General features: G+C 42.0%; 14 protein-coding genes and 1 tRNA gene. 7 read left to right on the top strand and 8 right to left on the bottom strand.

Features of this window, described 5'->3' with window-relative positions:
* From ACM9H2_RS04105 to ACM9H2_RS04095, 3 genes are all read left to right on the top strand, one after another.
* On the top strand, positions 1 to 714 hold a 714-nt coding region (locus ACM9H2_RS04105; RefSeq protein ID WP_415488508.1), incomplete at its 5' end, for a molybdopterin cofactor-binding domain-containing protein.
* Positions 715 to 728: 14 nt separating this feature from the next.
* The gene (locus ACM9H2_RS04100) at positions 729 to 1,940 is read left to right on the top strand and encodes a CaiB/BaiF CoA transferase family protein (protein WP_415488506.1); all 1,212 of its coding nucleotides are present in this window, start codon (positions 729 to 731) and stop codon (positions 1,938 to 1,940) included.
* A 1-nt stretch (position 1,941) separates the two neighbouring features.
* A complete protein-coding gene (locus ACM9H2_RS04095) occupies positions 1,942 to 2,475 on the top strand; it encodes a carboxymuconolactone decarboxylase family protein (protein ID WP_415488504.1) in 534 nt (177 codons plus the stop codon).
* Between the two features lie 10 nt (positions 2,476 to 2,485).
* Here ACM9H2_RS04095 and ACM9H2_RS04090 read toward each other — a convergent pair whose 3' ends face one another.
* Positions 2,486 to 3,241 (bottom strand): cyclase family protein, encoded by a 756-nt coding sequence (locus ACM9H2_RS04090; protein WP_415488502.1) that lies wholly within the window; start codon positions 3,239 to 3,241, stop codon positions 2,486 to 2,488.
* Positions 3,242 to 3,332: 91 nt separating this feature from the next.
* On the opposite strand from ACM9H2_RS04090, the gene ACM9H2_RS04085 reads away from it, so the two are divergent.
* A tRNA-Trp gene (locus ACM9H2_RS04085) sits at positions 3,333 to 3,510 on the top strand.
* Between the two features lie 3 nt (positions 3,511 to 3,513).
* Here ACM9H2_RS04085 and ACM9H2_RS04080 read toward each other — a convergent pair.
* The 5 genes from ACM9H2_RS04080 to ACM9H2_RS04060 all read right to left on the bottom strand — a co-directional run bounded on the left by ACM9H2_RS04080 (position 3,514) and on the right by ACM9H2_RS04060 (position 9,433).
* The gene (locus tag ACM9H2_RS04080; RefSeq protein WP_415488500.1) at positions 3,514 to 3,984 is read right to left on the bottom strand and encodes a (2Fe-2S)-binding protein; all 471 of its coding nucleotides are present in this window, start codon (positions 3,982 to 3,984) and stop codon (positions 3,514 to 3,516) included.
* Positions 3,981 to 4,859, bottom strand: a complete 879-nt coding sequence (locus ACM9H2_RS04075) for an FAD binding domain-containing protein (protein WP_415488498.1) — start codon at positions 4,857 to 4,859, stop codon at positions 3,981 to 3,983. The genes ACM9H2_RS04080 and ACM9H2_RS04075 overlap by 4 nt, the downstream gene beginning before the upstream one ends.
* Positions 4,856 to 7,153, bottom strand: a complete 2,298-nt coding sequence (locus ACM9H2_RS04070) for a xanthine dehydrogenase family protein molybdopterin-binding subunit (protein ID WP_415488496.1) — start codon at positions 7,151 to 7,153, stop codon at positions 4,856 to 4,858. The genes ACM9H2_RS04075 and ACM9H2_RS04070 overlap by 4 nt, the downstream gene beginning before the upstream one ends.
* A gap of 66 nt (positions 7,154 to 7,219) precedes the next feature.
* Positions 7,220 to 7,606, bottom strand: a complete 387-nt coding sequence (locus ACM9H2_RS04065; RefSeq protein ID WP_415488494.1) for a RidA family protein — start codon at positions 7,604 to 7,606, stop codon at positions 7,220 to 7,222.
* 66 nt (positions 7,607 to 7,672) lie between these two features.
* Positions 7,673 to 9,433 (bottom strand): ABC transporter permease, encoded by a 1,761-nt coding sequence (locus ACM9H2_RS04060; protein ID WP_415488492.1) that lies wholly within the window; start codon positions 9,431 to 9,433, stop codon positions 7,673 to 7,675.
* 107 nt (positions 9,434 to 9,540) lie between these two features.
* Here ACM9H2_RS04060 and ACM9H2_RS04055 point away from each other — a divergent pair, with 107 nt between their 5' ends.
* Together ACM9H2_RS04055 and ACM9H2_RS04050 are read left to right on the top strand one after the other, a co-directional pair.
* The gene (locus tag ACM9H2_RS04055) at positions 9,541 to 10,272 is read left to right on the top strand and encodes a fumarylacetoacetate hydrolase family protein (RefSeq protein ID WP_415488490.1); all 732 of its coding nucleotides are present in this window, start codon (positions 9,541 to 9,543) and stop codon (positions 10,270 to 10,272) included.
* Positions 10,273 to 10,330: 58 nt separating this feature from the next.
* Positions 10,331 to 12,142, top strand: coding sequence for a thiamine pyrophosphate-binding protein (locus ACM9H2_RS04050; RefSeq protein ID WP_415488488.1), 1,812 nt, complete (start codon positions 10,331 to 10,333; stop codon positions 12,140 to 12,142).
* Positions 12,143 to 12,152: 10 nt separating this feature from the next.
* On the opposite strand, the gene ACM9H2_RS04045 is transcribed toward ACM9H2_RS04050, so the two are convergent.
* Both ACM9H2_RS04045 and ACM9H2_RS04040 read right to left on the bottom strand, forming a co-directional pair.
* Positions 12,153 to 13,604: a UbiD family decarboxylase gene (locus tag ACM9H2_RS04045; protein ID WP_415488486.1), complete on the bottom strand. Its 1,452-nt coding sequence runs from the start codon at positions 13,602 to 13,604 to the stop codon at positions 12,153 to 12,155.
* 78 nt (positions 13,605 to 13,682) lie between these two features.
* The gene (locus ACM9H2_RS04040) at positions 13,683 to 14,129 is read right to left on the bottom strand and encodes a CoxG family protein (protein WP_415488484.1); all 447 of its coding nucleotides are present in this window, start codon (positions 14,127 to 14,129) and stop codon (positions 13,683 to 13,685) included.
* Positions 14,130 to 14,201: 72 nt separating this feature from the next.
* Here ACM9H2_RS04040 and ACM9H2_RS04035 point away from each other — a divergent pair, with 72 nt between their 5' ends.
* On the top strand, positions 14,202 to 15,419 hold the full coding sequence (locus ACM9H2_RS04035) for an acyltransferase family protein (RefSeq protein WP_415488482.1): 1,218 nt from the start codon (positions 14,202 to 14,204) through the stop codon (positions 15,417 to 15,419).
* Positions 15,420 to 15,422 lie beyond the last annotated feature (3 nt).

Here is a 15,422-nt window from a genome sequence, read left to right as displayed (position 1 = left end):
TGTGCTGATGCAAAAAATGATTTGTTCCAACACGCTTCGCAGATTCTTGAAGTTCCACCAGAAGACCTAGATACAAGTCACGGTAGAGTTCATCCGAAAGGAGATCCCGATGCAGGAATTGAAATAACAGACGTGTTCACTGCAGCTATTTATGAATCTGGATACTTCCTAAAACGGGGTGGAGAAATCATTGGAAAAGATACCTGGGTTATGGAGGCTGGAGACCCTAAACCCGGTAAACCAGGTCGTGTGAACTCGTTCTACTCTGAAGGGGCGATTGCGATACAATTGATGATTAATGAATTGACGGGGGAGGTAGTTATTTCAGACATGATAGCTATTTTTGATGTTGGAAAAGCGATTAACCCAAAACTGGTAAACGAACAGATTATTGGGGCAATTAGTATGGGGATTGCGGGAGCGCTGTATGAAAAAGTAATTTACGACGAAAAATCAGGAAGAACCATCAATGCAAATTATTCGGATTATAAAATCCCAACGATTCATGAACATCCACTGAACATTGAAGTAATAGTGTTAGAAGAGCCCGTGAAGGATGGGCCATATGGGGCAAAAGGTATCGGAGAAGTTCCCATAGTAGCAATTGCCCCAGCAATTGCAAATGCTATTCATGACGCGATAGGTAATAGGATTAGAACTATCCCAATGACACCAGAAGATATATGGAAATCTATGAGATCAAATGGGCAATAAAGAGATGATAAAAAATGAAACCACTTGAAAATATCCGAGTTATAAGTTTAGGACAATACATGAGTGCCCCATATTGCACCATGCTGCTAGCAGATATGGGAGCAGAAGTGATTAAAGTTGAAAGGCCAGGGAAAGGAGATCCAAGAAGGGGAATAGCCCCATATCCGGATACTGAAAAAGAGAATCCAATGGGCGGGGGGTTCATGGCATATAATCGGAATAAGAAAAGTATAGTGATTGATCTTCGAGCCGAAGAAGGAAAGGAGATATACAGAAGTCTCGTTGAGAAATCAGACGTGGTAGTAGAGAATATGCGACCGGGGGCAACGGATCGTCTTGGGATAGGATATGAGGATCTCAAACAAATTAATCCAGCTGTGGTTTATTCAGCCATATCAGGATTTGGTCAATTAGAAGGATATAGGGGGCCTAACACAGAGCGACCAACGTTTGACATAGTAGTAGAAGCCATGAGTGGAATAATGGCACAGGTGGGATTTGAAGATAGGGCCCCTCAGTGGACAGTATATGGATTGGCAGATTTATATTCGGGTTTGGTAGCAGCATATAGTATCATGTTGGCTTTGTTCATGCGAGAAAAAACAGGAGAGGGACAATTTGTGGATACTGCGATGTATGACTGCATGCTATCATTAAATGAGCGAATGGTCATGTTGCATTCATTCACAGGGGAAATGCAACCGAGAGGAAAGTTAAGACATCAAGGGCCAAGGGCAGCATTTCAAACATCTGATGGGTATGTCGCAGTGAATGTTCCCGACAATATCATATGGGGAAGATTATGCAAAGTTATAGGAAGGGAAGATTTGATCGAGGATGACAGGACGATAAATGGCCCACAAAGAGCCAAAAATGACTCACTAGTTCGGGAAGCTATGGAAACGTGGTTATCAGATAAAGAGCGAGATTCGGTGGTTAATTTGTTGAATGAAAGTGGAGTTCCTGCAGGTCCCGTTCAGAGGGCTTCAGATATATTTGAAGACCCACAGGTCGAGGCCAGAAAAATGTTGGTAGACATAGTTGACCCAGACTACGGCACCTATACGTTTGCTCGAACGCCAATGCGACTTTCTGGAGTTGATGAGATTGATAAAAATCCCGCTCCCAGACTAGGAGAGCATACAGTGGAATTGCTTCGGGAGATAGTGGGGATGGAAGAAGGAAAGATAGAGAAGTTAATAGAAGATGGAGTAATAGGTGGATAATATGGCACGAGTGGATCTTAAAAATCAAAAGGATTTACCAGAAGAATACCAGTATCTAATGGGAAAAGACGCATTGGGAGAACGAAATATATTTCGTGCAATGGGGAACAATCCTCCAATTCTAAAATCATATATGTTGTATGGAACTACACTATGGAAAGAATGTGGATTGTCGCCAAAGGATAGAGAATTGGTAATACTTGCAATAGCACGGGAACTGAATTCAGAATATGAGTGGCAGCAACATTATGATATTGGTCAAAAGGCAGGGGTGAGTATTGAAGAAATGAGAATTATTGGAGAAAATAAGTTGGAATTACTAGATGAAAAAATTAGTGTGGCATTGGAATATGCACAAGCGTTTGTTAAAGGAAAGGTAACAGGTGAAATTCACCAGAAATTGAGAGAGAACTATGATGATAGAGAGATAGTTGGGATTGCTATGTTATCAAGTCATTATTTGGCTACCGCCGAGATATTATTTGGACTGGAAGTACCATTAGAAGACGAATTTGTAGGATGGAATCCAGAGTAGAAAAGCTCGACTACCCCATTCCAGGCCAAGCGACAATTCTGCAGGGGCTAGACTCTACATCAATCATGCGCCATGGGAAACATCCAAGTAAAACACGTTGGTTCAATAACTGTTCAATATCCCCACCTATATTTTCGGCGTGGATCATGCCAGATGGGAATAGTTTGTTGTGCATGATGTGATAGGTTTCTTCAGGAAACAAGGCATCCAAATCACCTAGTTTCTTTTCTGCCAATCGTGCGATATCGGGACGGTGTTTTCTGATTGCCCCGTTCATGGGGTGGTCCATACTTCCATTATCAATTGCCAACCACTTGAATTCCATTTCGAGACACCAATCTGCAAACTCTAAATCGGGTCCAGGATGTTTGAGGAAGTATCGTTCTTCATCTCCATCGGGTTGGTTATATGCGAACTTATGATAACCAGTGTGTACAACTAGTGCATCTCCTTTTTTTATCTCTACGTCCTGTGCTAGTAGATCGTCTTTAGTATATACGGAAAAATCTTCAACTCGGTCGGATATATCAACAATCACTCCTTTAGTTACCAATTTATCTAGAGGTTCATCTCCTATTGCGATTCCATTGGTTACAAAATGTCTTTGTCCATCAAGATGGGTTCCACAGTGGTTAGGTATTTCTAACATCTGCGCGTTTACCTTATGGTCTTTGAGTCGTTTGATATAGTACGTTTTTGCATTAGGATATCCAGGCCAAGAGGGACAGTTGTCGTCCCAGGGTTGGGTGAGGTCATAAATCTGCATGATGATAGTGAATAAGTGATAAAGAACAGAGATAAACTCTGTGAAACGGCATAGGTGATTTTTTATATAGTGGGAAAAGTAAAAAACACGAGGGGTCGTGGCCTAGCCCGGAAAGGCGGCTGACTCCAGAGGAATACAATACCCAGTGACGAGAACCAGTGGACATTCTGAGTAGAAAATTGATCGTTTTCTATGATGACGACCCTCTGGAGAACTGAGGTAGTACCGGAGATATCAGCCGATCGGGGGTTCAAATCCCTCCGACCCCATAGCTAATTATCAGAAGAAGTGATTGCACTAGAAACAGCAGATATAATTTTTTCATACCCGGTGCATCGGCAAACATTTCCTTTAATTGCGGTTTTAATTTCGTCCCGGACAGGAGGGTTGGAAGGGGAAGAATCGAGATAATCTACAGTTGCCATAATAAACCCGGGCGTGCAATAACCACATTGCAAAGCGAAATTATCTTTGAATGCTTGCTGCACTGGGTGGAGTTCTCCATTACTGGCTAGTCCTTCAATTGTGACGATGGAACGTCCATTTACTTTAGGTGCCATGAGCAAGCAAGATTTCACTGCGCTGCCATCAAGAAGAACAGAACAAACACCGCACCGACCAGAGTGACAACCAACTTTTACGCCTGTTAAATCAAATTGAGATCTAAGGATATCTCGAAGGGGTTGGTGTGGTGAAACTTCTGCCGAAACGGATTTTCCATTTAGTTCAAAATCGATATTCATAGAGATCCTCCTGCACGGTTGATGGATTTAATCAAAACCCGTTGACATAAAACACCTGCGAGATGTGTTTTATATTCCGCAGATCCAGACAAATCATCAAGTGGATCGATATCCTGAGAGACTGCCTCAGAGGCTTCGGAGATAGAATCCATAGAGATATCAGAATCAACTAGGGATTGTTCTACACTGGGTGATCGAACCGCCGTATCTCCAACAGCTGCCAAAGCTAATCTAACATCAGAAATAATACCGAGATTATCATCGAGAACGACCTGTGCGGCTACGCCAACAGTTGGCCAACCACCTTCTACATTTGCTACTTTTTCATATGCCCCTCCATAAGGACCAACGGGTTGGTTAAAAGTGACCGAATGGATGAGTTCGTCGTGTGACAAATCTGACGTCATATACTCTTTATGGAAATCGGATAGGGGGACCGACCGGGTTGCATTGAGAGACTTCAGGACTACATTTGCATCTAGACAAAGGAGAGGAGGAACTATGTCTAGAGAAGGGTCTGCATGTCCAAGTGCACCTCCTATTGTTCCTAGATTTCTAATTTGAGGATCCGCAATAACATGTAGAGAATCGGTTAATACAGGATAATGTTGAATCTCGGGAGAAGTCTCAAGTGAGGAATAGGTAGTTGCTGCTCCGACATGTACTACGTCATCTGTAGTAGATATGGTAGAAAGCTCAGAGATGCAGCTAATATCTACAAATGTTTCAGAGGATAAGAATCCCTGGCGTAAGAGTAACATGATCGATTGCCCCCCTGCAACTATTTTTGCAGAGTCCCCATGTTTGGCTAGTAGAGTTAGTGCAGAGGTCAGATCCAGAGGTAGGTGATAAGAAGGGGGAGAGGAAGAATTCATGGAGAACCTCCTTTATTTTTTAGAAGTGCCATTGCGATGTGTTCTGATTCAACAGGTGCTTTGCTGAATCTGATTCCGGTTGCATCTCGAATGGCGTTGATGATAGCGGGTGCGATGGGTGGCATCGCAGGAGTCCCAATTCCTTTTGCCCCATATGGCCCGGACTCTTCGTTTGATTCGACAATTTCACAAATGAGATTTTTGGGCATTTCCCAAGGGGAAATGACAGAATAATCGGCTAAGTTTGGGTTTAAAGGGATTCCACGATCGAGTTTAACCTCAGATCGAAGGGCAAATTCAATTCCTTGGGAGATTGCACCTTCTAATTGGCCTTCTACCATTTTGGGGTTAATCGCAAATCCAACATCTTGGGCGGCTACATACGAGAGTATGTCTACGTGTCCCGTTAATGCATCAACTTCGACTTCGGCAAAATGTGCCCCATACGCAGGTGGATTGAGTTCCGATTCGGCGAATCCAGTAGAAATTAAAGATTCTTCGAAGAGATCCGAAAGGGGAATGTTATCAGATCCAAATGATACACAACTGTCAGCGATAGAAATTTCTGAATGCTGTTTTGGGTCATAGGGAGAAGGAAGAATGTCCGCGATAGCTGTAAGTAAATTTCTCCCTGCCTCCTGAACAGCTAAGCCAGTAATATAGGTACTTCGGGATGCGACAGAACCTAGATATGCATCTGCAGAATCAGTGTCTGCATAGTGACGTACGAGAATATTAGAAATATCAATTCCAGTTTCTTCACTTGCTATCTGCGTCATTACAGTATCAGTTCCCTGCCCGTGGTCTAATACCTCGACTTCAACTGTGAGAGATCCAGTGGGGGAGAGAATAAATTTAACTTCAGAAGAATCCATATCCACAGCCCCAAGTCCAGTGGTATGAGTTCCAGCTGCCATCCCCCATCCTCGTAATTTTTCAGGATCTTCGGAAGGACCGCTTTGGATTTTTTTGAAAGTTTCCAATCCCCGTTCTACGCACTCTACCAAACCACAGCTTTCAATTGGTCTTCCAGTATTTGGGCGAGCATATCCCTCTTCAACAAAGTTGAGGAGGCGGAAGGCAATTGGGTCTATGTTTGCCCTGCGTGCCATCTCATCCATGTGAGATTCGAGTGCATATCCTAATTGAGTAGAGCCAATACCGCGGAATTCTCCTGCTATGAGATTATTGGTAAAAGCAGATACCCCTTCAAATTCGTAGTGGGGTATTTTGTAGATTTCAAGGGGGCGACTGAGACCGTTTGACAAGACTATGTGTCCAACTCCATTTGGGTATGCACCAGTATCGGCAACTAGGTCTATTTTAGCAGCAGTGATGATGCCTTCGGAAGTTATCCCCATTTTGATATTGTAAAAAGTTTGATGGCGATGGTCAGTTGCTGTGAACTCTTCTTCCCTGTCGAACCATAATTTTACAGGGACCCCACCAGCTTCACGGGAGAGTGTCGCTGCGACGGGTTCGAATGATAATTGGGGGACGGATCGGGCTCCAAAGCTAGAACTGATCACAGGGGGCATTACAACTCGAACCTGTTCATGGGGGATGCCCATTAAATCTGCAATTTCGTCTCGAGATCTACTGGGAGCACCAAGAGTTTCTGTGAAAACGACGGTGTCACCATCCCATTCCGCAATGGTGCAATGTGTATCTAGGTTGCAAGGATTTACTCTTGGAGAAATATATTCATGTTCAAAAATGAAATCTGCTTCGAGGAACCCTTCTTCTACATCCCCGATACAAACGTAGTGATAGTCATCTATGTTTTGAACATACTCACTGTTTTCAACTACGAATTCATGTCGGCCATGCTGACCAAAATTGGGATTATTAACGTCGTGGACTTTAGGAGACCCAGATTGAATTGCTCTTTTTGGATCATGAATAGAGGGGAGAGGCTCCAGAGTGGAGGTGATAGATTCTGCAGCTTTTATAGCCACTTCGTGGGTGGTTGCGGCTACTGCTGCAATGACATCTCCGTAATAGCGGACTCGATTGTCAAATTGGCCCAATAGCTGATCTCGAGTTACTATTGCCCTTACACCTTCCATTGATTCTGCAGCAGAGATATCTACCGACTGAATAATTGCGTGGGCATGTCGGGACCGGACTACAGCGGCATGGAGAATACCATCGGGCTGAATATCAGATCCATATTTTGCTTTTCCAGTTATTTTATCGTCCATATCAACTTTGACGACATTATGGCCGACCGATTCTAGAGAAGATCTCTTTTGTTTGTTAAGATCAGTGGAGGAAACAGTTTTTGTAGACATTATTTTTTTGAAAAATCCATAGGAGGGGGCCTGAATTAATGGTTTGATGCTAAGATTTAGAAGAAATTAAACCCGTTGGTTGAAAGCAATTACTTCAATTTCAATTTTAGCACCAGGTGCTATTTCATTTATCCCAACAGCGCTCCTGGCAGGATAAGGTGTAGAAAAAATTTCCCGGTATGCTTCATCGAAAGACGGTTTGTCTTGTAGATCTGTGAAAAAGACAGTATTTCGAACTACGTCGTTGAGGGTGCATCCTGCGGCATTAAGAACGTTTGAAACGTTTTTAAAAATTTGTCTAGTTTGTTCACCGACATCTTCACTTACTATTTCACGGGTTTTGGGATCCCTTCCAGTTTGGCCTGAAATGAAAATAAAATTCCCGGCCCTTATGGCTTGAGAGATGGGAGCAGAAGGTGTCACACCTTTCTGCGTGCTGATCTGTTCAATCATATAACACAAAAGGGAAACTGAAAATAAAGATCCTCCTATATAAGATCTGAAGAAAAAAAGAAGAGATTAGTTAGACGCGTCGAACGTGAACCTAGATTGAACTGCGACAACAAGTAATAGGAATGCCATGATGATCAAAGATCCTGCTGCAATCATCGGTAATGCACTAGGTGCGTTGTTGTATAGGAACAATAACACAGTCATTAAAACGGAATTCCCCGCGGTGATAAGAAGTACAACTGCACTGACTTCTTTTACAGCATCTATGAACACAAATAAAAATGCATTCAAGATACCTCCTTTTAGTAGAGGGGTTACTATGCCACGGAATGTGGTAAACCAAGATGCACCACTGATTCTAGACGCTTCCTCTAACTCATCTGAGATAGTTATCAACGCAGAAGATATCATTCGAGTTCCATGGGGGATTTTGAGCAAAATCAGGGAAAGAATCATTGGCCACAAAGTACCATAAAGGTGTTTGAATGGGCCAATTAGGATGAGCCAGAAAATAGCTACACCATAAACAATTGGGGGTAATCCAAGAGGAATTGTAGCTATGTAATCTGCAGCCTGGTTCACTTTTTTTCCTCGGATGATAATATCCGATTTAAGTGCCGTGTAAGATATGAAAATACCAAGAAGAACGACACCAATTCCATCAGCAAAGGAAATTAAAAATGTGTTCCATGTTGCTTCAGCAATGCCGGCAGTGTTAATGAACTGGGTGAAGTTCCTAGTCGTCATCATATCAGGTTCGAACAACTCTGCAAGGTTTGGTGCGAATGCAAGAGCAAGTACACCGATCAAAGGTAGAATGAAAGCAGTGAATGCGAAGAAGAAACAAATGAAAGTTCCAAAGAATCGGAATTTTCCAAGGTCATGTTTTGTATGACGCTCGGACTTTCCGGTGACGGTTTGGAATCTGAAACTATCCTTCGTCAAACGGTGGTACAGCCAGATCATAAAGATAGCAATACCAGCGTATACAATCGAGTATATCGTTGCTAGGTCATATCTAGGGAAAATGTTGAAGAACACTGTTTTAAAGATAATAGTAGCGAATGTGTCGATTCCACCTTTTGAAGATCCGAATACGAAAGGATACTCAAAATTACCAAAGGAGTAGATGGAAGAAAGTAAGAAAACGGACATCATACCAGGGATTAACAGTGGTAAAGTGACTGTTAAAAACGTCGTTAGAATACTTGATCCAGTTGATCTTGCTGCCTCTTCTAAGCTAGAAGAAACAGATTGAATGGCAGGTTCCATTAAAAGATAGGAGAGTGAGAGGGAAGAGATCCCCATAACGAACACACAACCTTCCAAAGTATAGAGATCGAAAATTGGAGTGGTCCTTCCAAGGAGCTCCACTCCCATGACATTAAATATACCAATAGAGGGACTTAGAATTGCCACCCACCCTATGGATTTGACGAGCGCAGGCATAGTGAGCGGAATAATTGCCAAGATACGGAGGAGTTTCTTTCCAGGAGCGTTGGTTCGAACGAGAATCCACGCATATATGGTTCCAATGAAGGTCCCCATTGCTCCGGCGCCTATACCAATGACTAGGGTATTGTAAAATATAGTGACTCCCGCAAGTCCCCACAATATGTCTATGATCTTTTTAAAAGTAATTGCTTCATCCCTAGTAGGGGCGAAGTACGTACTTCCAAAAAACATCACTACAACAAGTGAAGTGAACATTATGAGAATCAGAATTGTCACGATCGCAGGAAGCCATTCCATGTTGAATCGTGATAACAAATTTTTCGAATTACCTGATTTCTTTAGGTTTGCAATAGATTTGCTAATCGCTGACATCTGATAACATTGATCTGTCTGCTCCATTAAAGGTATCGAATATCAACTCCAGTAGAAATGGAGGCATATAAGTCAAGATTTAAGACGAATAATGGTGAAATGACATCATGAAATCTGTAAGATTTAGAGATGATGGTGGTTATGCCAGAGAAGGAACGTGGGAGAATGGAACAATCAAATTTTGTGGTAAATCGTACGATGCGGATGGGGTAGAAATCCTTCCACCTTCAAATCCTAGTAAAATAATAGCCACAGGTTTTAACTATCAAGATTTAATCGATCGATTGGGTGTGAAGACTCCCAATCGTCCACGTTTGTTTTTTAAAACTCCGAACACAATCACGAGCCATAATAAAATTGCAGAGGTTCCTGCGGGATTATCTGCAGTTTATGAGGGAGAAATTGGAGTTATAATAGGAAAACAATGTAGAAATGTAAAGGTGGGAGAAGAGAGAGAATATATAGCAGGTTTCACTTGTGTGGATGATATATCAATTGCAGAAGAATTAGAGGACGATCCGGGTGCGGTTCGAAAAAGTGGATTTGATACGGCGACGCCGATTGGTCCAGTGATGGCTTCTATGGATTTAGTACCAGAATGTCCAGATATGGAGATTAGAATCAATGGGAAAGTGGAAAGATCTACAAATTTTTCAGGGCAATTATTTTCGATGGGGGAGATATTGGCAGAGATAACCAAATACATAACTTTAGAACCAGGAGACATATTCACAACGGGGACGCCGATAGAGCCAGGGTTGGTTTCTGATGGCGATATTGTGGAAATATACATAGAAGGAATCGAAACGCTACGCCATGGTATTCGATTGGCGAAGTAGAAAATATAGAACGTAGACAATCGATAAAGTAATACTCAAGAAGCAGATGCTTCACAATATGGGAAACGAAAAGAGATATAGAAAGGAAAGAAAAATAAGAGAAGTTGATGTAAAAGACCAAGAATGGGGATCTGATTTTATTGCCGATTTGGTCAAAGCGTACGGATTTGATTTTGTAACATTTAATCCAGGAGCTTCTTTTAGAGGGGTTGAAGAATCAATAGTCAACTATAATGATAACATTCCGAAAGTGATTACCACACCAAATGAGTCTCTGTCAGTTTCCATCGCTCATGGGTATGCCAAAGCAACAGGTGAACCCGCACTTTGTATTTTGCACAATGTAGTGGGAACATTAAATGGATCGATGGGGATTTATAATGCGTTTGCAGATAGAGTTCCAATTGTAATCCTTTCGGGGACAGGTCCTATGCGTAAATCGAAGCGAAGACCGTGGATAGATTGGATCCATACTGCTCAATGGCAAGGAAATTTGGTTCGAGGGTATACTAAATGGGATGACCAACCGGTTCACATAGATGGTGTTGCAGATTCAATAACACGTGCATATAGGATCGCAAATACACCTCCAAAGGGGCCAGTGTATGTAGTATTAGATCATGAAGTTCAAGAATGCAGTCTAGAGAGTCCCATAGAAATACCAAATTTAGACAAATTGATGGCGCCGTCTCGAATGGGGGCAGATCCCGATGCAATAGAAAGGGCGGCAGAGATCTTGGTGGATGCAGAATTACCAGTCATATTTGTTGATCAGGTGGGAGACTCAAGAGCTGCAGTTAATTCCCTCATAGAACTAGCGGAAACACTAGGCGCTCCGGTAGTAGATAAGCGAATGCGCCGTTATAATTTTCCAAATACACATCCTCTTGATCTATCAGGGACTGATGTTTACAAAAATGCTGATGTACTCCTCGCTATTGATGTGTGGGACGTCGACTATTGTACTAAGAAAGAGATTGGGATAACCCATACAATGACAGACCAAATTGAGGGAGAATATAAGATAATAACAATTGGAACTGATGATTTAGAATCATCTAGTTTGATTCCAGAGTATTATGCAATTAGAGAAACTGAAGTATCTATTCTAGCAGATAGTGAATTGGCAATTCCTGCGTTAAAAAATTCAATTGTAGATCGGATTGGAGATAGTAAAAGTATCAAGGAAAAAATACAGAAACGGGCGCAAAAAATGGGTAAAATTCATTCGAAACAAAGAGAGGAATGGAGTTTGTCTATTAAAGAAACATGGGATGAGAAGCCAATAGCACCTTCACGTTTAGCACAAGAAATCTGGGAAGTGGTACGAGATGATGATTGGATACTTGTAAATGGTAGATTGGCATATGGTGGTTGGCCGCATAAGCTCTGGGAGATCAACGAATTTGACCAATACTTTGGAGGAGATTCGGGTGGAGGGGGCGTAGGGTATGGAATTGGAGGTGCAATAGGAGGGGCTCTAGCTTATCTTGATAGTGGAAAATTGCCGATAAATCTTCAACAAGATGGGAGCTTACTGCAATTTCCAAGTGCACTGTGGATAATAGGACACTATAAGATACCCATATTCACAGTGGTGCATAACAATCATGCCCTCTTTAACTCTACAAATCATCGGATGAAATTGGCAGAAGTAAGAGGGAGAGATTCGAGCAGGGAGAGGGCACTTATTGGGACTGGTTTGGACGACCCAATAACTGATTTTGCAAAACTTGCCGAATCAATGGGAGTTTCAGGATATGGGCCAGTTACGGATCCAGAGGAACTAAAACCCACCCTTCAAAAGGCATGGGATGAAATGAAAACTGGAAAACCAGTTCTTGTGGACGTTATCTCACAAGATAGATGAAGATAAAATATCACCAATCGTTCAAATTGAACTTGTCAACCATTTCTTGTTTTAAAGAATTATCTACAGAGTTTGTTTGGGGGAACTGATCCTTCCAATGGTATGGTTTGCAGGCGTTGATTAACATAGTTGAAGTGGTCCTCACACCTTGCTTTTTGAGATCGGGAGGTATTCTTGGGTCGAGATGTGAATTTGGCATCCCCCTGACTATATCAATATCCTCATAAGGGTCACATCTAGTGGAAAATGCGAATAGAACGTCCTCCCAATCGGAGGGATCAATATCCTCATCCACGACAATAACTGCGCGACTTAAAGTTCCATTTGCCAAAGAACCAGCAATTGAAGTTGCAGTTTGTTTAGCGTGTCCATCGTATGTTTGTTTAATAGATACTGCAGTGATATGGGCACCTTGTTGGCATTGTTGGTATATTGCATACACACCTTGGATGTTTGGAATTTCATTTTCAATTGCATCCCACATTCGAGAACTGGTGAGTATTTCAGCCCCTAGTGCGTGTCGCATTGCGGACCCATGCATGGTTGGATTTCCCTGAAGAATTGGATTGTTTCGGTGCCATATTTCAGTTACATTTACCACAGGGTGGAGTCCACCGTGTGTGAAATACCCGGTACATTCCCCAAAAGGACCTTCATCTTCGGAATCTTCGTCCAAAGGAGGTACAAATCCAATGACAGCTATTTCTGCAGTTGCAGGAATGGGAAGTCCAGTTTCTTTGTGCGTAATTACTTCAATTGGTTTTCCCATTAATCCCCCTGCATATTCCAATTCGGGATATCCTGCAGGAAGGGGGGTACATGCGCCTGCATAGGTGTACGGATCTTGTCCGGCGACCATGACAATGGGGGCATGTTCTCCAGCTTCCCAGAAGGATTTGAGATGTTGTTTTCCATGGTGAGTTTCTGCAATTTCTATTGTCATTCTTTTGGGACCAAAAAGTTGAGCTCTATACGGGGCAGCATTCACCCATCCGCCCTCTGTATCAGTTGTGAAAGTTACATCACCAGTTCCGATATACCTTCCACCGTCAGGAGCACGCCATTGAGGAGCTGGAAATGAAAATAAATCAATATCGTCCCCTGTTAGAACATTTTCACGTATGGGACCATCATTGACTTCAAGAGGAGGAAGACGCTCTAATTTAGAAGTCCGAGATCGCCAATCTTTGACTAAGTCGACTCCGCTGACTCCAAGGGGCATTCCCAAAGCTAGCGCTTGGAGGTCACGTGAGACATGTAAATTGGTAGCCACCCTGAATCCAGGATTGTAATCTACGATTGAATCAAAAAGAAGAGCACGGGGTTTTCCAGAAAAGGCGACCTGTTCAGTTATTGCACCTATTTCTAAATCCCAGTGTGCGTTGTTGATGTGTTGTAACAGACCTGCAGATTCGATTGCATCTATGTGGTCTCTAAGGCTAGTGAAAGGTTCGGGCGGCATTATAAGGGTCTTTAAGCCATGCTAAGGGTTGACTCTTTTTAATTCGGCAATTATAAAAATAAAATAGAAAAAAAGAAATTAAGATTCTGCCCTATCTCGAATGTTGTCAAAGAATAGACCGATATCTGAATTTATTTTCCGTTTTACAATTCGAGCACCTAAGGTTGCAAGTCTACCTGTGAATTCGACATCGACATAGTATGTCAGAGTTGTGGACCCATCTCCGTTATCTTCCATGGTCATCTCTGCGGTTGCATCCATTCTACTGTTAGTTTTAGGGTCTTGTCCCTCTACTAATGCGACTAGATTTTCAGGGGGGTTTAGTTCAGTCATTTCGACCTCACCAACGAGGTTGATAGAAACCCCCGCAATCCCCCGTTCGATAACTCCACGATACTTGGTTTCGGAGAGTTGTTCTATTTCTTTTGCCCCAGGAACGCATGAGGCTAGAGCTTCAGGATCAGAAACTAGATCCCATAATTCTTCTCTCGGTAGTTGAATCTGTATTTCATCTTCAAATTCCATGGCTAATGTAATTCTTAAAGGAATAATGAGGTTTCGATATCGTTTTCTCAGAACGTGGCGATACAATCGAGTATGGCGGAAACCGGGAATAAGGTTCGAAGGTATGATCTTGATTGGCTCAGAGTTCTGGTATTTGGGTTGTTGATCATATTCCACATTGCTATTGGGTTTGATGAAGTGGGAATCGCAGTGTATGGGTACGGAAACAATCAGCTGGGTGGTACGTGGTTAAGCCTATTCATATTATTCACTCACGGGTGGAGATTGCCATTGTTATTTTTAATAGCAGGGATGGGGACGTGCTTTGCATTTGGGAATAGAACGACGGGGGAATTCTTAAATGAGCGTTCGTTTCGATTATTGATTCCACTAGTATTTGCAATGATATTTATTCTCATTTTTCCAAGATATGTTCAATTTTTGAGTAGTTCGGGAATGGAAATATCATTCATAGAATATGTCAAAGGGTGGTTTGGAAAATTAGGCTTTATTTCCCATCCACAACATCTGTGGTTTCTCGTGAATCTGTTCATATATTCTTTAGTTTGTGCACCGATATTTGCTAGTATTCGAAAGAATCCAAAGAGTAGGATTGGTGGCCTATTTAAATGGTGTTTCAAGATCCAAAACGGAATTGGATTATTACTATTAATACCATTACCATTGGTAGTTGTTGAATTTGTAATTAGACCAGTTTTACCAGGAGAGGTCGGACTTGGGTATGAATTTTTCTGGTACTTAATATTATATATTACGGGATATTTGTGCATAATAGCCAGAGAACAATTCTGGGAATCTCTTGAAAAAATACGAGTGAGTTCAATAGTACTAGGATGTGCACTTATGCTATCGTATATTGTTATTCTTGTGACAGTGGGGATTGAGGGCTCCGGCGATATATGGGGAAGGGAGGCAATCCGTTCACGGTATATTTTTGAAGGAGGTTGGATGTTAGCAGGTTTTGGATTTTGGGAAGTGCCGATGGGACATCTTGTTAGTATCATTCATTCATTGAATGCGTGGGTGTGGTGTATGGTGTGTTTTTCATGGGGGGCAAAATATCTTAATAAGCCTAGTAAACTTCTCACATATCTCAATCGAGGGGTGTATCCATTCTACATCGTCCACCTTCCTTTCACACTTGTTTCACTTTACTATCTAAAAGATGTGGAACTATATTGGGTATTCAAATTTATAATCATCACAGGAATAACAGGCATAGGGTGTTGGTTGGTATTTGAGATTGCTAAAAGAAATAAAATTCTTCGGATGGTATTTGGGATAAAATAGGAC

The organism is Candidatus Hikarchaeum yamanae, assembly GCF_009889665.1.
In the GTDB taxonomy this organism is placed as follows: Archaea; Halobacteriota; Halobacteria; order Halobacteriales; family Hikarchaeaceae; genus Hikarchaeum; species Hikarchaeum yamanae.
The sequence above is the reverse complement of the archived record's forward strand: the minus strand, read 5'-3'. Positions and strand labels throughout refer to the sequence as shown.